Source organism: Pantoea sp. SM3 (assembly GCF_000963995.1).
Taxonomy (GTDB): Bacteria; Pseudomonadota; Gammaproteobacteria; order Enterobacterales; family Enterobacteriaceae; genus Pantoea; species Pantoea rwandensis_B.
Map to the genome: position 1 here is coordinate 282,254 of NZ_JZRD01000013.1, position 23,432 is coordinate 305,685.

Sequence of the window (23,432 nt, forward strand, 5' to 3'; positions counted from 1 at the left end):
TTTACAGGCGTTAATTATTTACCCAGCCAGCGTCCGGCCTGAGCAGACTCAATCAACAAACGGATAGTAATTGGATCATGTGGTGCCGAGAAATCTTCCGGGAAATACTCGTTAAACTTGATCGTGCTGGGGTTGATGCCGAAACTGTCAGCGTACCGTTCAAACAGTTCATAAGCGTCAATGGGATCCATGCGAAAGTCGTTGTTAAGGTCAGTATCAAGCCCAAGCTTATAACGTCTTAATGTGAACAAACTTTTTCCGTTATAATCTTCAACCAGCGCAAATACAGCCTTCTCTATATCCTCGTTTACCATATCTTGTCTTCCTTATGGGCAATACGATTATATTTTACAATAGTTTTCCAGCCTATCTCCGCCACATCAGCGGGCAGATACAGCCAGCCTTCGTGGCTACTAATATAGGCAATGCCCATTACCTAACGCTAATACGGAGCATCAGGATTAAACTGTCGCTGGAGCCAGTTGGGCACCTCTTCAAGTCATCTCAAATGACTCTACAATGCCCGTTATACCCGTGACGATTCAGCAAATCTACCGATCCGTAGCTAGCTTAACGGCTATTGAAACGTGTTAAACTGTGCAGAAAATTGAGCAACGTCTTGAAAAGTATCAAGCGTAGCCAAAAATTATCGGTTTAGCGCGCTAATTCGGAAAATATCGTAAATCAGATGTATCATCGACGTATAGTTACCCAAAACTCAGCCTGAATAGCCTTCTAAAAACACGCTTTATGCCAAATAACAAACGGTAACCTCACAAAGATAGACTAAAAATTCAATGCCATGAATATTGGTAAGCACTATTAAGAGGAAATAATGGGATGCTTTATACGAGATTTTTGAAAAAATGAAGAGAGCATTTCTATGGTTAATTCAGTCATTTATCTACCTCATACCCCTCGCGGCTGTAGTAGCAGGGATCTACATTTTCGTCCGCTACATTCCAAATTACGCGACCTTCCTTAGCATATCCTGGGTGATCGTGGTTTCCTTCATCTACATAAAATACAACAGATGGTATTGAATATTTCCAACACCATCTGTCAGCACTCTCTTCTAAATCCCAACCCGAATCATCGATGATCGAGCTTCCCACATGTGAAGGGGCGAAACCGTAACCTAGCCCATCACTCCCCTTCCAACCCGCAAACCTGCCACCTCACCGAACTCACGCCCTTCTCCAGGCTAATCCGTCCCACCAAACTCTCCAGCTGATCCGTCATACTCGGTTTCCCCAGCACTTCCGCATTCACCTCCATACGATGAGGCGGATTCATATCCTCGCTGTGCAGTGATTGCAGACGTAACCCGCTGCCGCCGAGGCTATGCAGCATCAGACTGCGCACCTGCACTTCATCCTGTGCCAGACAGATAATTTGCACCTTGTAGTGCTGCACCACTTCTTCCGCAGGCACCAGGCTCTGGCGATTAATCCCTTGGGCCAAATCGCGCAGCAGAATGTTGGCGCACAGAATCACCATGCAACCTATCGCTGCTTCCAGCAGCAATCCCATGCTACACAGTACGCCCACGGCGGCAGTACACCATAGTGTTGCAGCAGTATTCAGGCCGCGTACGTTGAGGCCGTCGCGCATGATCACCCCGCCACCGAGAAAACCGATGCCGGAGACCACATAAGCCGCCACGCGTGAGGCATCAGTCGCGATGCCGGGTACGCTTTGCGTCATCAAAACAAATAAACAGGCGCCAGTGCTGACCAGCGCGTTAGTGCGCAAACCGGTCATACGTTGGCGAAGCTGGCGCTCGCTGCCAATCAGCGCGCCCAGAACCAGCGCGACGGTGACGCGCAGTAAAAATATTTTCCAATCCATCATAAACCTCACTCCGCTGCTTCAGGCAGGCGGAACTTCAGGGGGGTGTAAATGGATTACAGCCGGTGCCGCTACCGCTGAAACTCAGCAGCATCACGCAAAAAAACAGGGGGAGATTCTGGAAGGAAATCCACCGTCTTAACGCACGGTTAAGACAGCATTGAAGGCTATCTTACCGCAGGGACCTTTTGTAATCGTTCGGGACAGGTGTCCAATGCAGTTATCCTCTTGGGGTAAAATTCGGCGCGATTGTAAACCTCGCGCCGGTTAATTGCTATCCAACTGCGCTTCTGTTTATCAAATGTTTACGCAGTTGCATCGCTCTCAAGCTGTATTAGCAGCTCAGGAATCGCCTCCATTTCGATGTAATGCGTGGCGTGAGGAAAATCCTTTTCCTCGCCGATAAATACGGCGACTTCCGCATGGCTAAGCATGATGAAATCATTTTGATCGTTACCAAACGCGGTATATTTCTCGCTGCCAATCAGCTCACTCAGGGCGCGGTATTTATTATTCCCCTGCGGTGTGATGTCATAGAAACCATCGCTACGATGGGTATGTACACTGACATTTTCAGCTTCAACTAATGCTAATACTGATGCTTTGTGTGCATCGGAAAGCATCAGGATTTTCGTCACGCCTTGTTCCATCAACGCCTGCTCGCTGATCTCTTCGCTGCTGAGCGAGCGAATGTATTCATGGAAAGGGTGCGTTCGGCTGGAGAACGAAAAACTCCATTCGCCATCCAGCACATAAGGGATGTCCAGAGCGGTCAGATGTTGCAAGACCTGCTTCACAAACGCGGGATTAAGTGTATGACTGGTTTTAATTTCACCCGCCTGATAGGCCATGCCGCCATTGCAGCCAATAAAGGTTGCCGTATGCAGTTCATCAGAAAGCATCGGCAGCATATCGCGCACAGGTCTGGCAGAGGCGAAAATTAACTGATGTTGTTGCTGTAATCTGGCAAGGCTTTGGCAGAGTTCGGCCTCCACTTTTAAGCCACCTTTTGAGATGGTGCCATCAATATCAAATACGTAAATACCCATTAAATCATCCTTAATTTGTTGGCCATCATTAGCCGTTGGCGAAAATATCACCTCCTGATTGCCATGTAAAACTCAGGCTGTCTGAGCTGAATCCGACCGTGCTATCTTACCCACTCGCTATACCGCAATCGGATCAAGACCAATGGCAAAACAACGTGTAGGAATCGTGTTTGGTGGCAAATCGGCCGAGCATGAAGTGTCGTTACAATCAGCAAAAAACATCCTCGAAGCCATCGATAAGAGCAAATACGAGGTGGTGCTGCTGGGCATCGATAAACAGGGCGAATGGCATCTGAATGATGCTTCCGGTTTCCTGCTGAATGCCGATAACCCGGCGCTGATTGCTCTGAACCGTTCTGGCGAAAATGTTGCGCTAGTGCCGGGCAGTGCTTCGCAGCAACTCATTACTCGCCAGCAGGCGCAGCCACTGTCACAGCTGGATGTGATCTTCCCGATCGTGCACGGTACGCTGGGTGAAGATGGATCGCTGCAGGGCTTGTTGCGCATGGCGAACCTGCCGTTTGTCGGATCGGATGTGCTGGGCTCGGCGGTGAGCATGGACAAAGATTTCACCAAGCGCTTGCTGCGTGATGCCGGCTTAAACGTCGCGCCGTGGATCAGCGTGACTCAGGCACAGCGTGCGCGTCTGGATGCGCAAGCCGTGGTCGATCAGTTCGGTCTGCCGCTGTTTATCAAACCGGCCAATCAGGGATCGTCTGTCGGCGTGAGCAAAGTGGATCACATCGACGATCTGGCGGCAGCACTGGATCTGGCCTTTACCTTCGATCGCAAAGTGCTGATCGAGCAAGGCATCAAAGGCCGCGAGATTGAGTGTGCGGTGCTGGGCAATGATGAGCCCGAAGCCAGCCCGTGTGGCGAAGTGGTGGTGCATGATGCCTTCTACTCGTACGACACCAAATACATCAGCGCCGACGGTGCACAAGTGGTGGTGCCCGCTGCCATCAGCGAGGAAGCCAGCGAAGCAATTCGTGCCGTGGCGATTCGCGCATTCCAGTCGCTGGAGTGCTTCGGTATGGCGCGTGTCGATGTGTTCCTGACCGAGAGCGGCGAGATCGTGGTGAACGAGGTGAATACCCTGCCGGGCTTTACCAATATCAGCATGTATCCGAAGTTGTGGCAGGCGGCAGGATTAAGCTACAGCGATTTGATTACGCGCTTGATTGAGCTGGCGCAGCAGCGCCATCAACAGAGCAGCCTGTTGAAAAGCAGCGTTTAACCATCAATTTCCAGGTGCGCAGCAATGTGCACCCTGCGACGGTAAAAAAACTTCGCCATTGATGGATGTCGAAACCAACTCGCATCAGGCAATTGTGAGGTCTTCATTAAGTTACAACCCAACATCAATCCACCTGGTGGTCGCCTCTCATGGCGACCATCACGCTCTTCACGCCACGTCATTCACCATGCTGCGCGGTTCCATCGCTGGAGAGGTTTGGTTACGGCCATTGCGTTTCGAGAGGTAGAGATTTTTGTCCGCGGCCGACACCAGGCGGTTAATCACGCCCGGCCATTCCCGCTCACTCAGCGCACTGCCGCGCGCCAGCCCTAAGCTGGCGGTGACCGTCACCGTGTTGCCCTGAATCCAGAACTTCTCTTTGACCATCGCCTGACGTATCGCCTCGGCCAGCTGATAAAGTTGCAGATGGCTGTAATCGAACACCACCACCACAAACTCTTCGCCACCAAAGCGACACACCATGCCGCGATTGCCCACCACGCGTTGCATGCGGCGCGCAATCTCTTCCAGCACGCCATCACCGGCATCGTGACCAAAGTTGTCGTTAATGGCTTTGAAATAGTCGACATCCAGCATCACTACGCCCGCTTCGCGCTGTAAGGAGAACGGCTCCTGTTTCAGGCTTTCATACAGGCCGGAACGCGACAGCAGCTGGGTGAGGAAATCGAAATTCGCCCGCAGCGCCAGACGATGATTGAGCTGGCGAATCGCATCCATGCTCACCGCCACCAGCAGCGGGCTGAGTGCCACGGTTGCCACACCCAATCGCGCCGAGGTGAGATGGCTGATCGGCAGCAGTGCATCATCGCCCTGAATATTCATTACGCCATGGGAAACGAGAACGATCTCAGTGATACCGGTAATCAGGATCACCAGGCTTGTAACAGGAATCGGTAACACGATGGCACACCAAATCAGCGCCGGCACCGGGAAGGTTAAGCTACCTGCCCCGCCAATCATCGCCCCCATAGTCAATGACAGCACCACCGCCGCCAGCGGCAACAGTTTGCCGGGATGCAGTAAGGTGCGCGCTGAAACGTTGCGCAATGAGCGCGCCAGCATCACCGGCAGCAGCATCAGGGAAGTCGAGAACTGCTCGCTAAACCAGTCGCCCCATGCCACCACAAAGCGCGCGTTGAAATCGATATCCTGCGCCCACGCGCCCCAGGTGGCGCAGGCTGCGGCACCAAGGAAACAGGCCGGGAAGATGCGCATGGCGTTGAACACCTGGCTGTTGGCCGAGGGCGGCTGCAGGTGTTTGATCAACATGCTGACCGAAACGAGGATAAACAGGATATTGGCGAAGTTCACGGTCACCGCAGGCAGCGCCCAGCCGGAGAACACCGTGTCGTTAAATATCATCGCGGCAAAGCACACCAAATAGCTGGACGTGGTATGCAGGAAGGGGTTGCGCACCATTAAACCGGCAATCAGCGCGTTCACCGGCCAAAACAGGGAGAACTCCTCCGGAATGCGCAGATGACTGCCGATAAAGCAGAAGAAAAGCGTAATCAGGAACAGCGAGAGTGCATTCTTTTTTAAATTATTCTCAGCAAACAGCTTAACGCGCATACGTCTGAACCCTGTAACCTGGAAATCGCTGCCTTCTGCCCACGGGCATCAGCAAGCATTTAACCTGAAATAACTGTGCGTTGATTCGGCAATTAAGCGAGTTTTCGTCATCCTACTCTGCGGCTGGGCCGCGCTCAATGAGCCGCATCGGCGAGATGTGAGCGCGCTAGCAGGGTTGAAACCCGAGAAACAAGGATGAGAGCTGCTGCAATTATGCCCTGCAAATAAAAAAATCGGATATCCGAGATATCCGATTTTTACGCTAAAAACCAGTTTTTAAGCAAAGCGTTATTGCTATTTCACCGCAACGGGCCACTGACTCAGACGAATACCACGATCGCGCGCGTTTTCGCCGAAATCCTGCAGTACCGCTTTGACGTCCGGATCGAGATACTCGGCGTTATCGTGATCGACAATCACCGTGCTGTTTTCCGGGATCTCCGCCAGTAATCCCTGCAGTTTCGGGTTGTGCATAAAGGTGAGATTTTGCTGGAAGCGCAGCACGTAGTGATCGTCATAGCGCGTGAGTTGCAGCGCATTACGGTGGCTTTTGTAGATGCTATAGAGAATCTGCGTGGCGATACCGATACCAATCCCCGCCAGCATGCCGAACACAATGATCCCGCCGATGGTGGCGAGGAACGGCACGTACTGCTGAGCGCCCATGCGGAACTGTTCAATGAACAGACGCGGTGTCGCCAGCTTATAGCCGGTATACAGCAAGACCGCGGCGAGGCTGGCTAAAGGGATGGCATTGAGCAGATCGCTGAACCACAGACCGCATATCAGCAACAGCGCGCCGTGGATCAGAATCGACAGTTTGGTCTGCGCCCCGACGCTGACGTTCACCGAGCTGCGCACGATCACCGCGGTAATCGGCATCGCACCGAGAAAACCCGCGGTCAGGTTGCCGATGCCCTGTGCGAACATCTCTTTATTTGGCGAAGGTGCCGGATGCTGCGGACGCAGTTTTTTCAGCGCCTCCTGACTCAGCAGCGTTTCCAGGCTCGCGACCAGCGCCAGGGTGACGGCAACCACCCAGACAGAAGGATTTTGCCACGCCAGCCAGTCCGGGGTTTCCAGTTCCGCCACCAGCGCTGACAGGCTGTCAAAGGCCGGCAACGCAATACGCGGCAGCCCTTCCGCCAGGCTTGGAAACAGGCGGTCGCCAAACACCGTCGCCATGCAGCCGAATAACACCGCCACCAGCGGCCCCGGGATCCAGCCAAGCAGCTTGACCGATTTCACCATCGGCGTGGTCCACAGCCAGAGAATCACCAGACCGATGCCCGCGACCAGCATCGCACTCAGAGAAAACTGAAACTCACCGTTTACCAGCGACACCAGTTCAGCATCACCTGCGGCGCCGAAAGCCACCGGGATCTGCTGCATAATCAGCAAAATACCGATTGCCGCCAGCATCCCTTTGATGACGCTGCCCGGCACCAGCGAGATAAAGCGACCGGCACGCAATAATCCGAGCAAGCACTGCAACACGCCCGCCAGAATTAGCGCGGTGAGGAAAGCGGAGAAGCTGCCGAGCGTCTGGATTGAGGCCACCACAATGGTCACCAAACCCGCAGCCGGGCCGCTGACGGCAAAACGCGAGGGACTTAGCGACGTCACCAGCAGGCCACCGATCACCCCGGTAAGCAACCCGGCAAACGGCGGTAACCCGCTGGCCTGCGCGATGCCGAGACACAGCGGCAGTGCCACCAAAAACACCACCAACCCGGCAGGAATATCCTGACGCAGCGTATTCAGATTCATGGCGCCCATTCCTCTGCAGATTGCTGAGTAAGCTCTTTGAGATGACCCGACTGCAGGTCGTACACGCAGCCAAACACATCCAGCGTCTGTCCCGCCTGCCAGGCTTGTCGCACTGGCTCGCATGCCACCAGATGAGCGAACTGGGCGATGACGTTGGCTTCCACTAAGCGGTTGAGTTTGCTGCTCTCCTCTTCTCCAATGCTGCTGGCGTGATATTCCACCAATCCTTGTCGCAGGCCACTGCGCAACGCGGCGATGCGTCTTGCCAGCGCCGAATCCTCTTTTGCCAGCGGGCTGGCGGGTAATCCCAGCGCGGCCTGCACACCGCCGCAACCGTAGTGGCCGCACAGGACAATGCGCTCCACGCCGAGATAGAAAATGGCGTATTGCAGCACGCTCATCAGGTTGTCGTCATCGGGCACCACCATATTGGCGATATTGCGATGCACGAACAGTTCGCCGGGATGCGAGCCGGTCAGCACCTCGGCAGGCACGCGGCTGTCCGAACAACCAATCCACAGCGAATGGGGTTTCTGCTGATGCAAATATTGTTCGAAATAATCGGGATTACGCTCGCGGCGCTGTAATGCCCAGCTGCGATTTTTCGCTAATAAGGGTTTAAGTGTCGTCACAATTATCTTCTCTCTACGTCCAGAAATATCGCTTTCGGGCAAAGTCACGGGCATAAAAACGCCAGCACGACGTTAAAAGGAGGGTGAAAGCAGAGCTTCCTCACAGAAATTGTTTATAGACGCTTAAGCATGATGTTGCACAGAGAATATTTTTACGCATCACGAATTCACATCCTTTGTAAAACAAACGTCAGGAAGTGTCGATTAAACGTAATTTAATGCAAGCCAGAAAGAATAGATAAAATCAAATACATCCCATTAAAATCAATTGATTAAATAATAAAATAAAATTTTCATCTCAGATGAATCAACAAAAATATACAAGCACTGTTATTAAGCCTTTGCACTAGTATGGTGAATTAACGATGCGGGACTGAGAATAATCCTAATTATAAAATTGATGATTAGCGTTATTCGCTGGGTAAATGATTTGTTCTCGATATTTTCCGCTGGAGATTAATCTATTATCCGGCAAGAGATCAGGAAAATAATAAGGAGAATAATAATGACGATGAAAAGTAAATATTGCTGGCCCTGAAGAAAAGAATGCAGCGCCTGCCAAAACAGGCGCTAATTCGCTTGACGAATTATTTACCGTTCCACGCTTTCATACGTTCTTCACGCACCTGAAGCTGCTGTTCCGGCGTCAGTTTGTTGTAGTTCTCCGCCATGCCGCTTTCCCAGTCGCCGTACAGCGGGTTAGGCAGCACGATAAATTGCGTACCAAAGTGCTGATGATTGAGGCTAACGAACTGCTGGCGCTGCGCATTGCCCTGATGCCAGGTCGCGCCGCCAAAGTCATTCAGGTTATCGCCCACGTACAGCACCACGTTGTAGCCCGCATTTTTAATCGCATCGAAGCGCGCCTGCTTATTGGAGTTTCCGGTGCTGAGACGCACGGTTTTGTCGCTCACGCCGCTGAAGCCCAGCTTATTGAGGTTATCCACCGTGGCGGCGTAATCCTTCTGGTCGCGGTTCGAGACATAGAACATGGTGCCGCCGTGGCTGTTGACGTAGTTCGCGAACTCCACCGCGCCCGGCACGGCGGTGGCCTGACGCGCCTGAGTCCAGGCTGACCAGGTTTTGCCAGAGAACGGCTGGCCATTTTTCGCCTGCCATGCGCTATAGGCACTGTTATCGATCATGGTTTCATCGAGATCGACGATCACCGCTTTCGGTTTGCCCGTCAGCGATGGCGCGGCATCAAACGCCATACGCGCAGTGTTAAATGCCTGCCAGCTTAATGCCTGATACTCACCGGACTGCTGGAACCAGTTCACTGCCAATACCGATTGCTGGCCAAGCTGCTGCTGCGCCTGCTGTTTGGCCGGTTGCGCGCATCCTGTCAGCAGCAGCGCAAGAATGCCGGACGCTGCCAGCAAAGAGGTGTTTTTCATCAGATCATCCTTAAGTGATTATGGTCAGTTTGTGTAAAGCTTTAAAAATGTAGCAGTTAACGTAAGCTGTGGGCAGAAGAAAGCTGCCGCCCTGTCAAAGGAGACACTTATGTCACATGCCGGACCGCGTTCAACGCTGCTTGATGCCCTGCCGTGGCTCGATTATGCCTTCCAGCCAGCAGGCCAACCGGTGCCCCCGGATGCCGCCTATGGCCAGCAGCGCCATAGCGCCCAGGTGGTACTGGCAACACAAAATCTGCCGCCGAAAAGCTGCGAATCCGATGGCGTAATTGGGGAAAACCAGCTGCCGGTGGCGGTGTATACCGCAGATTGCTTACCAGTGCTGTTTGCCGACACGCAGCAACATCAGGTTGCGGCGGTGCATGCGGGTTTGAAAGGCACCTTAAGCGGAATCCTCAACAGTGCGATTGATGCGCTGCTGGCGCGCGGTGCCCGCACTGAAACGCTGCATGTCGCCATCGGCCCGGCCATCGGTCCGTGCTGTTATGAGCTGGGCAAAGATTTAGTGTCGCAGATGCAGCAACGCGCAGATTTGCCTGCGTTGCAGTGGGCAAGCGAGCAACCGCACAATAGCGCGGCGATCCGTCCGCAGGCGCGGGCGCATCATCAGGGCGTGTGGTTTGATTTACCGCATCTGGCGCGAGGCTTGTTGTTACAGCGCGGCATTCCGGCTGAACAAATCGAAGTGTTAAACGTCTGCACTTATTGCATGGCGGAGTCGGGATCGAGCTATCGCTACAACACCCATTTTGACAGCGGCTATCAATCGCGATTTTCGTGGATTCGCTGTCGCGACTGAGTGGCTGCACGTCCCTGTGCAGCCCGTTGCATCAGTGAATGATGGCGTTAAGTGCCAGCACACCGGCCAGACCGAGAATGGAGATCAGCGTCTCCATCACCGTCCAGGTTTTCAGGGTTTCTACCACGCTCAGGTTGAAGTACCCCTTAAACAGCCAGAAGCCCGGATCGTTAACGTGTGAGGCGATCACGCTGCCCGATCCCACTGCCAGCACCATCAGTGCCGGATCGGCATGGGTCACCGCGATAATTGGCGTGACGATCCCGGCGGTGGTGATCGCCGCCACCGTGGCCGATCCCAGCGCGATACGCAGCATCGCTGCCACCGTCCAGCACATCAGCAGTGGAGAAAGCGACGATCCTTTCATCATGTCAGCGATATAATTGCCGACGCCGCTGTCCACCAGCACCTGCTTAAACGCACCGCCACCGGCAATGATGAAGACGATCATGGCGATGGCGGCAATCGACTCGCCGCACATATCCATCACTTCTTCCATCTTGCGGCCGTTGCGCAGACCCAACGTGAGTACGGCGATCACCACGGCGATAAACAGCGCCACCGCCGGGTTACCAATGAACTCAAAGAACTGGCGCAGCGGGTTTTCTTTGGGCGTGGTCAGCTCAAACACCGCCGCAATCGCCATCAGCACCACCGGGATGATGGCGGCAAAGATACTGATACCGAAACCTGGCATCTCTTCTTCAGTGAAGATCTTCGGGTTGTACAAGCCTTCCGGCGGTGACTTCTCAAAGCTCTTGAGGAATTTCGAGAAGATCGGCCCGGCCACGATCACTGTCGGAATGGTGATGATCATACCGTATAGCAGCGTGGTGCCGAGATTCGCGCCAAAGATGGTGGCAATCGCGGTTGGACCGGGATGCGGCGGCAGGAAGCAGTGCGTCACCGAGAGTGCAGCCACCATCGGCACGCCGACGTACAGCAGCGGCAAACCGGCCGCAGCGACGATGGTGAACACCAGCGGCAGCAGCAGTACGAAGCCCACTTCGTAGAACATCGCCAGACCAACGATCAGCCCGGTGACCACCAGCGCCCATTGCAGCCGCTCTTTACCAAAGGCGGCAATCAGCGTGGTCGCCACGCGTTGTGCCGCACCGGTATCCGAGACCAGGCGTCCGAGCATGGCACCGAAGCTGAGGATCATCGCTAATCCACCGAGCGTCGAGCCGATACCTTTCTGGATCGAGGCCATCACGTTGAGCGGCGTCATCCCTTCAGCGATACCCACCACCGCCGAGACAAACACCAACGCAATAAAGCCGTTGACCTTAAATACAATCATCAATACCAGCAGCAGTATCACACCCAGCACAATAATGGTTATTGGCATTTTTTATTATCCTTAGGAATACAGAGGGGTGATTAAGGTTTAGGCGCGGCCCGACGAAAATGCCAGCCGCACCATGGGATTACACGGCGACGCGCATACCGCCATCAACGAACAGCAAGTGACCATTGACGAAATCAGACGCGCCCGAGGCGAGGAACACCGCAGCCCCGATCAGCTCTTCCGGTTTACCCCAGCGCGCCGCTGGCGTGCGTTTGGTGAGCCAACCGGTAAAGGCCGGATCGTCGGCCAGCGCCTGAGTCATTTCCGTGACGAAGTAGCCCGGTGCAATGGCGTTCACCTGGATGTTATGGCGCGCCAGCTCGACGCACATACCGCGCGTCAGCATGGTGACGGCGCCTTTAGAAGCGGCATAAGGCGTAATGGTGTCGCGGCCCAGCTCACTCTGCATTGAACCAATGTTGATGATCTTACCGCGCTGGCGATCGACCATTTTTTTCGCCACGGTTTGTGACACCAGGAACACTGCCGTCTGGTTAACGGCAATCACATCATTCCAGTCCTGTTCCGGGAATTCGAGGAACGGACGGCGGCGCTGGATCCCGGCGTTATTGACCAGAATATCAATCGGTCCCCACTCGGCTTCGATCTCATCCACCGCCTGCTGCACCTGCGCAGACTGCGTCACATCAAAGGCTTTAGCGTGGGCACGTAAACCCAACTCACGCAGTTTCGCCGCGCCCTGCTCTGCACCCTGCTCCGTGGTGGCGTTGACGATCACTTCCGCCCCGGCTTCACCTAAACCCCGCGCCAGCAGAAAACCAATGCCGCGCGCCGATCCGGTGAGTAATACACGCTTGCCTTCGAGGAAAAATAACTGACTCATCACTGCTCCTTAAAAGGTTAACTGGACTTTCGCCGCACGGGTTTTATCGCCGGCAAACTGCAAGGCCGCGTCGATGTCCTGCAAATCGTATTCACCGCTGAACAGCGGCAGCGGATTGATCACACCGTTCGCCAGCCACTCAACGGCGGTGTTGAATTCATGGGTAAAGCGGAAGGAACCGACCAGTTGAATCTCTTTGGCAATCAGCGCCATGATCGGGAAGTTCGGGATAGTGCCACCCATACCGACCTGCACCAGCGTCCCTTTGGCGCACACCACATCAAGGCAGCGCTGCAGCGAGGAAGGATGGCCAGAAGCTTCAAACGCCACATCGAAATAGCCTTTGTCGGCCAGATAAGGCGTGAAATCGCCCTCGGCGGCATGGATCACATCGGTCGCGCCCATCTGCTGCGCCATCTCCAGCGAACGCTCGCTGATGTCGCTGCACACCACAGAGGCGGCACCGCGCGCTTTCGCTGCCGCCGCAATTAAGCAGCCAATCGGACCGACGCCGGAAATGAACACGTGCTTGCCGGTAAGATCGCCCGCCTGATGCGTGGCGTGAATGCACACCGCCAGCGGCTCGGCAAACACCATCACGGTTTCATCCGCATCCTGTGGGAAAGGCACGCACTGTTTGCTGTCCACCACTTTGTATTGGGTGAAGCCGCCGTCGACATGCGGCACATACATCGCACTGCCGAAAAAGCGCATGGAGGTGCACTGGTTTTCCTGATCGCGCTGGCAATATTTGCACTCGCCGCACGGTTTGGAGGGATTGACCGCCACTTTCTGATTCGGCTTCAGGTCCGGATTATCACTTTCCACCACATGGCCAATCACTTCATGGCCCAGGATCATCGGCATTTTGACTTCGAAGCTACCGACTTTGCCTTCCTGATAGTAATGCAGGTCAGATCCACAAATGCCGCCGCGCGTAATACGCACCAGCGTGCCTGTGCCGTCCCAATTCACCTGTTGCGGTGCGACGCTGACCTGTTTTTTCCCGGTAATCACGCAGGATTGCGTTTCGATATTCATGGTTTCCCCATTTGTTGCTGTTGCAATGGGGGCTATCAAAGCGGGATCAGGGGCTAAAAACTGTGAACCAGATCACTCTAAATCATGTTACGAAATAGCTGTTACCTGGAACGTGAACTGCTCGTACAGAAGATGGAAGCGGGATCACTGTTTGCTGGGGAAAATCAAGACCCGTCTTGGGGATCAACCGCAGTGAGCTATGTCATTATCGCCGCACCCTCACCCGGGATTGAGTCTGACAGGAGTTATAACTATAGAGCTAAATCATTAGCCCTCATCTTCAAGCTGTTTCAGGGTGCACAGGTCTCTTCCCGTGCCGGGCGAAGGAGTCCGAACCTTTCGCCTGCGACCTGTCGCCCTGCTTTTTTTGAGGTTTCTCACAGCCTGAACAACACGAACTTCCATCCCAACCAATTCCCGCTAGAGTTAACTCATCCGACCACTTCCTGAGACTGTGTTCATGACTGAGCATTACGCCCACCTGTTTGCCCCGCTGGATCTGGGATTTACCCAATTAAAGAATCGTTTTCTGATGGGCTCCATGCACACCGGGCTGGAAGAACACACTGATGGCGCCACACGATTAGCCGCGTTTTATGCGGAACGCGCGCGGGGAGGCGTGGCACTGATTGTGACCGGCGGCATCGCACCCAACCCACAGGGCGTGGTGGCACACGGCGGCGCCATCCTCAATCAGGAGAGCCAGTGCGACTGGCATCGCACCCTGACCGATGCGGTGCATGCAGAAGGCGGCAAAATCGCGCTGCAAATTCTGCATGCCGGGCGCTACAGCTATCAACGCGATTTGGTTGCGCCTTCAGCGTTGCAGGCACCGATTAACCCGTTCACGCCTCGTGAATTGAGCGATGGCGAGATTCGTCAGACCATTGCGGACTTTGCCCAGTGCGCCAGGTTGGCCCAGCAGGCCGGTTATGACGGCGTCGAGATCATGGGCTCCGAAGGCTATCTGATTAATCAGTTCCTGGTAGCGCACACCAATCACCGCGACGATGAGTGGGGCGGCGATGTGCAGCGCCGTCGTCGCTTTGCGCTGGAGGTTACGCAGGCGGTGCGTGAAGCGGTCGGCCCAGAATTTATTATCATCTTCCGTCTGTCGATGCTCGATTTGGTGAACAACGGCAGCTCACTGGAAGAGACGCTGACGCTGGCAAAGGCGCTGGAACAGCGCGGTGTGACGCTGTTCAACAGCGGTATTGGCTGGCACGAAGCGCGCATCCCGACTATCGCCACTTGCGTACCGCGTGCCGGTTTTGCGTGGGTAACGCAGCATTTGCGTGAGGCGGTGTCCGTACCGGTGATTGCCACTAACCGTATCAATCATCCGCAGGTGGCAGAATCGCTGCTGCGCGATGGCATTGCCGATATGGTGTCGATGGCACGTCCGTTTCTTGCCGATGCAGCCTTTGTGCGCAAAGCGCAGGCCGGGCAGCCGGATGCCATCAACACCTGCATCGCCTGCAATCAGGCCTGTCTCGATCAGATCTTTGTCGGCAAAGTCACTTCCTGTCTGGTCAATCCCCGCGCCTGCCACGAAACCCTGATGCCGGTGATCCCTGCTGAGCAGCCTAAACAGATTGCGGTGGTCGGTGCTGGCCCGGCGGGCATGGCGTTCGCGCTTCAGGCGGCTGAGCGCGGGCATCAGGTTACGCTGTATGAAGCGGACGCACAGATTGGCGGCCAGTTTAATATTGCGCGTCAGATTCCCGGTAAAGAGGAGTTTAGCGAGACGCTGCGCTACTTCCGTCATCAGCTGGAGGCACAGGGCGTGGCGATTCGCACCGAGCATCGCGTTAGCGCTGACGAGCTGGAAAGTGTGGATGAAGTGGTGATCGCCAGCGGTATTGCGCCGCGTCAGTTGTCGATTCCCGGCATCGACCATGCCAGCGTGCTCAGCTATCTCGATGTGATTCGCGATAAAAAGCCGGTCGGCCAGCGCGTGGCGATTATCGGTGCGGGCGGCATTGGCTTTGATACCGCCGAGTTTTTGCTGCATCAAAACGCCCACGAAGATTTCTATCAGAGCTGGGGCATCGATCAGAGCTTACAGGCGCGCGGCGGGTTAGTCCGTCCGCAGCCGCTGGCAGCGGATCGGCAAATCTGGCTGTTGCAGCGTAAATCCGGCAAGCCTGGAGCCGGGCTGGCGAAAACCACCGGCTGGATCCATCGCGCCAGTTTGCAGGCGCACGGCGTGCAGATGTGGGGCGACGTCGAGTATCTGAAGATTGATGATGCCGGATTGCACCTACGCCATCAGGGCGAGCCGATCACGCTAGCGGTGGATAACGTGGTGATTTGTGCCGGGCAGGAACCATTGCGTCAGCTGGCGGATGAGCTGGCCGCACGCGGTAAAGCGGTAAAGCTGATTGGCGGAGCCGATGTGGCGCAGGAGCTGGATGCTCGCCGCGCCATCGCCCAGGCCACTGAGCTGGCGCTCAGCGTCTGATTAACGCAGTTTGACCGAACGCAGCACCACGAACTTGGCGTTAGACGCCACCAGCTCACAGTTGCCAAACAGCTTTTTCATTTTGACGTGATAACCTAGGTGGCGGTTGCCGACAATACGCAACTCGCCGCCATACTGCAGGCAACGTTTGGCATCACGCAGCATTTGCCAGGCGAGATGATCGGTCACCGCGTGCTGCTGATGGAACGGCGGATTGCACAGTACCGCGTGCAGACGATCCGACGGGAAGCCACTCAGCACATTGTTGACGCGGAACTGGCAGCGCGCCAGATCCTGCGGACGGTTCACTTCCACGTTCAGCTTGCTGGACGCCACGGCCATGTAAGATTCGTCATAGAACAGCACGTCCGCCTGCGGGTTCTGTTCCAGCGCCAATAGACCAATCACGCCGTTGCCGCAGCCAAGATCGAGGATTTCCCCTTCAATATCTGACGGCAGATGCTGCATAAAGAAACGCGCACCCACGTCCAGCGATCCGCGAGAGAACACGTTGGCGTGGTTGTGAATCTGGTAAGAGGAATCGTCCAGCGGCCACACCGTGGTTTCCGACACTTCTGGCAGCTGAGGTGCGCTGTATGTGCAGTAGATCAGACGGGATTTTTTCCACGCCAGGGACGTTTTGCTCTCACCGAGGATGCGATCGAACAGTTGCTGCGTGGAGTTGTGGATGTCTTTGGCTTTGGCCGCGCCGAGGATCAGCGTGTCAGCCGTCACTACTTTACGCAGTGCGCGCAGTTGATGCTCCAGCAGAGCCAGCGCTTTCGGGATTTTAATCAGTACAACAGCAGGCGCAGCAGGCAGCGGCGCCAGGCTATCGATAAAGTGCACCTGATCCTCGTCCATCTCATTAAGACGCAGATTCTGTTTCGCCGCCTGCTCGCTCAGCAGCGAGTCGCTGACGTGCCACACTTCACGGCCATTCAGTCCGCAGGTCAACGCACCAAAGCTGTCGTTGAACACCAGCACCGGTCCTTCTGGCAGTTCTTGCTGCAACAGATATTCATCGGCGGAATCCCACGCCTGTAACGGGCTTTCTTCACGCATCGGCGGGAAGCGCTGCAAGGTCAGCGTGCGATTGGTCAGTTCAAGTTGGCTCATGGAATCTCCGGCGTGGTACACTTTGCGCGATTTTCGCCCTAAAAAGGGGGCGCAGTATACTGTCTTTCGTCGGGAATCCCAATGTCATTAATCTATCTGCAGGGTTATCCTGAAAACATCCTCGAACAGGTGCAGTTGCTGATTGATAATCAGCGATTAGGCAGCTTTTTGCAGGAACGCTATCCTGACACGCACGATATTGTCAGTGACCGTGCGCTGTATGATTACACTCAGGCAATGAAAAGCCGTTATATGCGCAGCGCACCACCGATCAGCAAAGTGATCTGGGATAACAAAATCAAGGTGATGAAACATGCGCTTGGCCTGCACACCGCCATCTCGCGCGTGCAGGGCGGCAACCTGAAAGCCAAAGCCGAGATTCGTATCTCCACCTTCTTCCGTCTGGCACCGGAACCGTTCCTGCGCATGATCGTGGTGCACGAACTGGCGCACCTGAAAGAGAAGGATCACGACAAAGCGTTCTACCAACTCTGCTGCCATATGGAACCGGATTACCACCAACTGGAGTTCGATGCGCGCCTGTGGATGACGGATCAGGCGATGCGCGGTAACGCGGCTTAAAGAAACTCCTGCGCCTTCTGAATCAAACTGGTTTTGGTCAAGGCGCCCATAAAGCGGCGCTCCTGCGGGTTGTTGAGTACCGGCAAGCGCTCCAGCGTCACCCGCGCGAATGCCTCCCAGCCTTCACGCATGCTCTGGTTCTGATAAATGCACGGGAAGTTATCATCCATCACGCTGCTGACCGGTGAATCCAGGGTGATCTCCTGCGATAACACTTTGCGCGAGATGTCATGGATCGAGACGACCCCCAGAAACTGCCCCGCACTGTTGATCACATACACATAGCGTTCGCGCTTCAGTGAACTGACTGCCAGCGCCTGACCTACCGACTCTTCAGGCTGCAACGCGGCGCCGGGGATGATCAGTTGGTCAACGCGCATATTATCGAAATCAAATTTGGCCTCTGAACGGCTAAAGTGATTGCTCACCACCGGATAGGTGCTGGCAGATTGCAGTCGATACACCACCATGGAGGCCAGCACTGAGGCGATCATGATCGGGAATAACAGGCTGCTGTTGAGCGTCATCTCCAGCACCATCAGCATCGCCATTAACGGTGCCTGACTTACGGCCGCTAATACCGCCGCCATACCAATCGCCGCGTAAAGCAGGGTATCGCCAACCGGCAGATGAAGTGCCACGCCCATCTGCGCCAGCGCCACGCCAAGCAGCGCACCAATCAGCAGCGAAGGCGTAAACAGACCACCCACCGCGTTCGATCCCACCGACAGCGTGGTGGCCAGGGTTTTGAGCACCAGCAGGCCAATCAATCCGGCCAGCACATAGTGACCATCGATGATCTTCACGATCACTTCGTAGCCGTTGCCCAGAATATCGGTGGAGATCAATGCCAGAAAACCGACGGCTAATCCGCCAAGCCCCAGGCGTGCAGGCAATGACTTAACACGACCAAATAGCATTTTGCTGCGGGCAATCAACTTGATCAGCAACCAACCGGCTAAACCGGCCACCAAACCAATCACGATGGTCATCAACAAACTGCTGATATCCATCTGGAACAAGGCTTCGGAGAGCGGATAGAGCGCACTACGAAAGCCAAGTGACCACATGGTCATCACCGCCACCGCCGAGGCGACAATTAACGGGATCAGCCGCTGTAGCGCCGAGATACCAAAGGCAATTTCAGCGACAAATATCGCCGAGGCCAGTGGTGCGTGGTACACCGAAGAGAGGCCAGCCGCAGCGGCCATGGCGACAATATCGCTGTTACGCATCTGCGGGAACCAGCGGCCCATCAGGCTGCCACTCAGCGCGGAGAGTTGCACCATCGGGCCCTCTTTACCAATCGAGGCACCGCTGCCGATACTGGCAATCGAGGAGAGTGCACGAAACAGCGAAGTTTTGGTCGGCACGGCATCCAGGCGCGCGTTGATCACTTCGAGGTAATCGGTTTTGACCGTTTCCTGTTTCTCTATCGCCACCGCATAGCGCAGGAAGAAACCCGCCAGTACGCCGCCCGCGCCCACCAGCAGCGGCCAGAAAATCCACGGCCAGACGTGCATCGCCACGGTGATTTCGCTGTCGCTGTTAAACAGCAGGCGGTTAATCAGATCAATGACGCCGCGAAAAGCTAAGGTCACCAGCGACGCGACGAATCCCACGGGGATAGCAATCAGCAGTGTGGTCCAGTTCAATGCATGTTTACTTCCACTCACCCGCGCGTCCCCGCTAGCTGGTTAAAAAAATGTGCCGCATCATCATATTGGAATGCGGATCGCATGATCAAATTTCGTCTGACGAACCACTCGCTGAACATGCTACTCTGCCGCTTTACTGTTGCAGGAGAACAAGCCCGTGATTCGTTTTGCCATTGTGGGAACCAACTGGATAACCCGCCAGTTTATCGACGCCGCGCATGAGACCGGTAAAATGAAGTTAAGCGGTGTCTATTCGCGTCAGCAGTCGCAAGCTGATGCCTTTATCGCTGACTATCCCTGTAAACTCACTTTTACTTCACTCGACGATTTGGCAGCCAGTCCGGAAATCGATGCGGTGTACATCGCCAGCCCGAACGCACTCCACGCTGAGCAAGCGATGCTGTTTATGTCGCACGGCAAACATGTGATTTGCGAAAAGCCGATGGCGTCAAACCTGCGTGAAGCCGAAGCGATGATTGCCTGCGCACGCCAGCATCAGGTGGTGCTGTTTGAAGCGTTTAAAACCGCCAGCCTGCCGACGTTCCTGCAACTGCAGAACACCCTGCCGCAACTTGGCAAGCTGCGCAAAGCGTTGATCACTTACTGCCAGTATTCATCACGCTATCAGCGTTATCTTGACGGTGAAAATCCCAATACCTTTAATCCGCGCTGGTCGAACGGCTCGATAATGGACATTGGCTTTTACTGTCTGGCCGCTGCCGTCACATTGTGGGGTGAGCCGCAGCAGGTGCAAGCGCAGGCTACGCTGCTGGAGAGTGGCGTCGATGCGCACGGTGTGGTGGTGCTGGGCTACGGCGATTTTGATGTCACGCTGCTGCACTCTAAGGTCAGTGATTCACTGATCCCGAGCGAAATTCAGGGTGAGGCCGGTTCCCTGGTGATTGAGAAAATCTCTGAATGCCAGCAGTTGCGCTTTATCCCGCGCGGTGGTGAGAGTCAGAATCTGACGCAGCCGCAGCACATCAACACCATGCTGTATGAAGCCGAGACTTTTGCCCAACTGGTTGAGCAGCGTCAGGTCGAGCACCCGGCTCTTGAAACCTCGCGTATCACGGCAAAACTGTTGACGGAAATCCGCCGCCAGACTGGCGTGGTATTCCCGGCAGACCAGGCTTAAGTGTAAATATTGCAGAATATTTCAAACACCCCATTGAATACCTCAGCGGTTGGACGTATCTTGGTCACTGCAAAGGGGAGTAACTTGTAAGCTGATTGATCGTCATTACGATGCTGAACGCATCCGGTCATCAGGCAACCCGGAATCTATTCTGAGTTGTAAGTGAGACCTTGCCGGAAGGCGAGGTTTGCTTGCAGCTTGATCAAAGCGGCTAACGTCTTCTGACTTAGCCGCTTTTTTATTTTTCGGACAGGATTACAACTATGCACACTGTAGGCACACCGTTACTCTGGGGCAGCTTCGCTGTTGTTGTGCTCATCATGCTGGCGATCGACCTCTTCTTACAGGGACGTCGGGGCGCGCAAACCATGTCATTTAAGCAGGCCGCCGTTTGGTCGCTGGTGTGGATCTCCGTTTCCCTGCTGTTCAGCGCCGCTTTCTGGTGGTACCTCGAAGGCACCGCCGGCCGAGAAGTGGCGACCACACAAACTCTCGCTTTCCTCACCGGCTACGTGCTGGAAAAAGCGCTTGCGGTGGATAACGTCTTCGTCTGGCTGATGCTGTTCAGCTACTTCGCTATTCCGGCAAACCTGCAACGCCGCGTGCTGGTGTATGGCGTGCTGGGCGCGATCGTATTGCGTACCATCATGATTTTCGCCGGTAGCTATCTGGTAACGCAGTTCAGCTGGATCCTCTATGTGTTCGGGGCTTTCCTGCTGTTCACCGGCCTGAAAATGGCGTTTGCCAAAGAGGGCGATGACGCGGCGGTCGGCGACAAACCGGTGGTGCGCTGGCTGCGTAAACATCTGCGCATGACCGATAATCTCGAAGGCGAGAAATTCTTCACCCGCAAAAATGGTGTGCTGTTTGCCACCCCGCTGCTGCTGGTGCTGATCATGGTGGAGCTGAGCGATGTGATCTTCGCGGTTGACAGTATCCCGGCGATCTTCGCGGTGACGACCGATCCCTTCATCGTCCTGACCTCGAACCTGTTTGCGATCCTCGGTCTGCGCGCCATGTACTTCCTGCTGGCGAACGTGGCAGAACGCTTCTCGATGCTCAAATATGGCCTGGCGATTGTGCTGGTGTTTATCGGTATCAAGATGCTGATCGTCGAGTTCTACCATATCCCGGTGGGCATCTCACTGTCGGTAGTGGGCGTGATTTTGGGCGGTACGCTGCTGATCAACGCCTGGGTGAACCACAGAAACGACCAGAAGCGCATCTCACCATAATCTTCTGTAGGGGCGGTAATCGCCCCTGCTTTGTTTCGCCAGCTGCAAATTTCACCTTTCATAGCTCTGTCACATTTCACATCGTCAGCAGATCAAAAAACCGATCTGCGCCGCACGCACAGAATTATCTCTTTCCTCACCAGGACTTTTCCTTATACTCCGCCGGGCAAACCGTTTGGCGCGGAGGAACCGCGCACAACACTCATACCGCTATAAAAAGACCGAACTATGCTAAATAACTTTATTGGACGTCTGGGCGCGCTGTTCGCAGGAAGCCTGGTAAAACAAATCATGATTGGCCTGATTGCCGGTGTGGCGCTGGCGTGGTTCTCACGTGATGCCGCTCTGGCCGTAGGTCTGCTGGGTGAACTGTTCGTTCGCGCCCTGAAGGCGGTGGCCCCGCTGCTGGTGTTGGTTTTGGTGATTTCTTCGATTGCTAATCATCAACAAGGGCAGAAAACCAACATCCGCCCCATCATCATGCTCTATCTGTTGAGCACCTTCTTTGCCGCTGTGGTTGCGGTCACCTTGAGCCATCTGTTCCCGCAAACGCTGTCAATGAACGTGGGCGCAACCGAAATTTCACCGCCGTCTGGCATTACCGAAGTGCTGCACGGTCTGTTGATGAGCATGGTGGCTAACCCGATTGAAGCGTTACTCAACGCCAACTACATCGGCATTCTGGTGTGGGCCATCGGCCTCGGTCTGGCCTTCCGCCATGCCAGCCCAAGCAGCAAGGCGTTTCTTACCGATGCTTCGCATGCGGCGACGTGGGTGGTGCGTTGCGTGATTCGCTGTGCGCCGCTGGGGATTTTTGGTCTGGTGGCTTCGATTCTGGCCTCAACCGGCTTCGGTGCGCTGGAGGAGTACGCAACGCTGCTGGCGCTGCTGCTGGGATGCATGGCCATCATGGCGTTGATTGTGAATCCGATTCTGGTGTTCCAAAAGATTCGTCGTAATCCTTACCCGCTGGTGTTTACCTGCATCCGCGAAAGTGGCGTGACCGCTTTCTTTACCCGCAGTTCTGCAGCAAACATTCCGGTGAATATGGCAATCGCTAAACGCCTGAATCTTGATGAAGATACCTATTCTGTCTCCATTCCACTTGGCGCGACGATCAGTATGGCGGGCGCGTCGACCACCATCACGGTGCTGACGCTGGCGGCGGTGCATACGCTGGGCATTTCCGTGGATGTGCCGACAGCAATCCTGCTGAGTTTTGTGGCTTCGATTTGTGCCTGTGGCGCCTCGGGTGTGGCCGGCGGTTCGCTGCTGTTGATTCCGGTCGCCTGTAACATGTTCGGGATTCCGAATGACCTGGCAATGCAGGTGGTGGCTATCGGCTTTATCATCAGCGTATTGCAGGATTCCGCCGAGACGGCACTGAACTCATCAACCGATATTCTGTTTACGGCAGCAGTGTGTCAGGCGGAAGCCGAGCGCGAACCGCGCACGGTGACTGAAGCAGAGTAAACTGAGATTGACCAGGGCGGCATAAATGCCGCCCCTACAACAATCTGGCACAGCTTTATAAGGTGCGCATTTGCCGCCCCCCACGACAATCTGGCACGGCTTTGTAAGGTGCGCATTTGCCGCCCCTACAACAATCTGGCACGGCTTTGTAAGGTGCGCATTTGCCGCCCCCACAACA

General features: G+C 55.0%; 19 protein-coding genes. 7 read left to right on the forward strand and 12 right to left on the reverse strand.

The genetic code is table 11. The features are described from left to right. Positions 1–14: 14 nt before the first annotated feature. The 3 genes from VI01_RS08740 to VI01_RS08750 form a co-directional block, all read right to left on the reverse strand. Positions 15–314 carry a DUF1493 family protein gene (locus VI01_RS08740; protein WP_045814823.1) on the reverse strand — a complete coding sequence of 100 codons (300 nt, stop codon included), beginning with the start codon at positions 312–314 and terminating at the stop codon, positions 15–17. Between the two features lie 832 nt (positions 315–1,146). Further along, complete coding sequence (locus tag VI01_RS08745) at positions 1,147–1,851, reverse strand: MgtC/SapB family protein (RefSeq protein WP_034828565.1); 705 nt, start codon at positions 1,849–1,851, stop codon at positions 1,147–1,149. A 305-nt stretch (positions 1,852–2,156) separates the two neighbouring features. After that, positions 2,157–2,900 (reverse strand): HAD-IIB family hydrolase, encoded by a 744-nt coding sequence (locus tag VI01_RS08750; protein ID WP_045814824.1) that lies wholly within the window; start codon positions 2,898–2,900, stop codon positions 2,157–2,159. A 142-nt stretch (positions 2,901–3,042) separates the two neighbouring features. Here VI01_RS08750 and ddlA point away from each other — a divergent pair, with 142 nt between their 5' ends. Next, the gene (gene ddlA, locus VI01_RS08755; RefSeq protein ID WP_045814825.1) at positions 3,043–4,137 is read left to right on the forward strand and encodes a D-alanine--D-alanine ligase; all 1,095 of its coding nucleotides are present in this window, start codon (positions 3,043–3,045) and stop codon (positions 4,135–4,137) included. A 168-nt stretch (positions 4,138–4,305) separates the two neighbouring features. On the opposite strand, the gene VI01_RS08760 is transcribed toward ddlA, so the two are convergent. From VI01_RS08760 to VI01_RS08775, 4 genes are all read right to left on the reverse strand, one after another. Then, a complete protein-coding gene (locus tag VI01_RS08760; protein WP_045814826.1) occupies positions 4,306–5,730 on the reverse strand; it encodes a GGDEF domain-containing protein in 1,425 nt (474 codons plus the stop codon). A 294-nt stretch (positions 5,731–6,024) separates the two neighbouring features. After that, positions 6,025–7,500, reverse strand: a complete 1,476-nt coding sequence (locus tag VI01_RS08765; protein ID WP_045814827.1) for a SulP family inorganic anion transporter — start codon at positions 7,498–7,500, stop codon at positions 6,025–6,027. After that, positions 7,497–8,138 (reverse strand): carbonic anhydrase, encoded by a 642-nt coding sequence (locus tag VI01_RS08770; RefSeq protein ID WP_045814855.1) that lies wholly within the window; start codon positions 8,136–8,138, stop codon positions 7,497–7,499. The genes VI01_RS08765 and VI01_RS08770 overlap by 4 nt, the downstream gene beginning before the upstream one ends. 581 nt (positions 8,139–8,719) lie before the next feature. Then, positions 8,720–9,529, reverse strand: coding sequence for a 5'-nucleotidase, lipoprotein e(P4) family (locus tag VI01_RS08775; RefSeq protein ID WP_038644554.1), 810 nt, complete (start codon positions 9,527–9,529; stop codon positions 8,720–8,722). Positions 9,530–9,638: 109 nt separating this feature from the next. Here VI01_RS08775 and VI01_RS08780 point away from each other — a divergent pair, with 109 nt between their 5' ends. After that, on the forward strand, positions 9,639–10,349 hold the full coding sequence (locus tag VI01_RS08780; RefSeq protein WP_045814828.1) for a polyphenol oxidase family protein: 711 nt from the start codon (positions 9,639–9,641) through the stop codon (positions 10,347–10,349). Between the two features lie 31 nt (positions 10,350–10,380). Here VI01_RS08780 and VI01_RS08785 read toward each other — a convergent pair whose 3' ends face one another. The 3 genes from VI01_RS08785 to idnD all read right to left on the reverse strand — a co-directional run bounded on the left by VI01_RS08785 (position 10,381) and on the right by idnD (position 13,585). Then, positions 10,381–11,700, reverse strand: coding sequence for a gluconate:H+ symporter (locus tag VI01_RS08785; protein ID WP_045814829.1), 1,320 nt, complete (start codon positions 11,698–11,700; stop codon positions 10,381–10,383). Positions 11,701–11,779: 79 nt separating this feature from the next. Then, the gene (gene idnO / locus VI01_RS08790) at positions 11,780–12,544 is read right to left on the reverse strand and encodes a gluconate 5-dehydrogenase (protein WP_045814830.1); all 765 of its coding nucleotides are present in this window, start codon (positions 12,542–12,544) and stop codon (positions 11,780–11,782) included. 9 nt (positions 12,545–12,553) lie between these two features. After that, positions 12,554–13,585: an L-idonate 5-dehydrogenase gene (idnD, locus tag VI01_RS08795; protein WP_045814831.1), complete on the reverse strand. Its 1,032-nt coding sequence runs from the start codon at positions 13,583–13,585 to the stop codon at positions 12,554–12,556. Positions 13,586–14,045: 460 nt separating this feature from the next. Here idnD and VI01_RS08800 point away from each other — a divergent pair, with 460 nt between their 5' ends. Beyond that, positions 14,046–16,049, forward strand: a complete 2,004-nt coding sequence (locus tag VI01_RS08800) for an NADPH-dependent 2,4-dienoyl-CoA reductase (protein WP_045814832.1) — start codon at positions 14,046–14,048, stop codon at positions 16,047–16,049. On the opposite strand, the gene rlmG is transcribed toward VI01_RS08800, so the two are convergent. Then, entirely contained in the window at positions 16,050–17,168 is a 1,119-nt protein-coding gene (gene rlmG, locus VI01_RS08805; protein ID WP_045814833.1) for a 23S rRNA (guanine(1835)-N(2))-methyltransferase RlmG, read from the reverse strand. 81 nt (positions 17,169–17,249) lie between these two features. Here rlmG and VI01_RS08810 point away from each other — a divergent pair, with 81 nt between their 5' ends. Continuing rightward, complete coding sequence (locus VI01_RS08810; protein ID WP_045814834.1) at positions 17,250–17,750, forward strand: M48 family metallopeptidase; 501 nt, start codon at positions 17,250–17,252, stop codon at positions 17,748–17,750. Here the strand turns inward: VI01_RS08810 and VI01_RS08815 are convergent. After that, positions 17,747–19,426, reverse strand: coding sequence for a chloride channel protein (locus VI01_RS08815; protein WP_038644541.1), 1,680 nt, complete (start codon positions 19,424–19,426; stop codon positions 17,747–17,749). The two genes, VI01_RS08810 and VI01_RS08815, sit on opposite strands and share 4 nt — an antisense overlap. 139 nt (positions 19,427–19,565) lie before the next feature. On the opposite strand from VI01_RS08815, the gene VI01_RS08820 reads away from it, so the two are divergent. The 3 genes from VI01_RS08820 to sstT all read left to right on the forward strand — a co-directional run bounded on the left by VI01_RS08820 (position 19,566) and on the right by sstT (position 23,254). Next, positions 19,566–20,546: a Gfo/Idh/MocA family protein gene (locus VI01_RS08820; protein WP_045814835.1), complete on the forward strand. Its 981-nt coding sequence runs from the start codon at positions 19,566–19,568 to the stop codon at positions 20,544–20,546. Positions 20,547–20,809: 263 nt separating this feature from the next. Then, positions 20,810–21,781, forward strand: coding sequence for a TerC family protein (locus VI01_RS08825; protein WP_045814836.1), 972 nt, complete (start codon positions 20,810–20,812; stop codon positions 21,779–21,781). A 228-nt stretch (positions 21,782–22,009) separates the two neighbouring features. Next, positions 22,010–23,254: a serine/threonine transporter SstT gene (gene sstT / locus VI01_RS08830; RefSeq protein ID WP_045814837.1), complete on the forward strand. Its 1,245-nt coding sequence runs from the start codon at positions 22,010–22,012 to the stop codon at positions 23,252–23,254. The last annotated feature ends 178 nt before the right edge of the window (positions 23,255–23,432 follow it).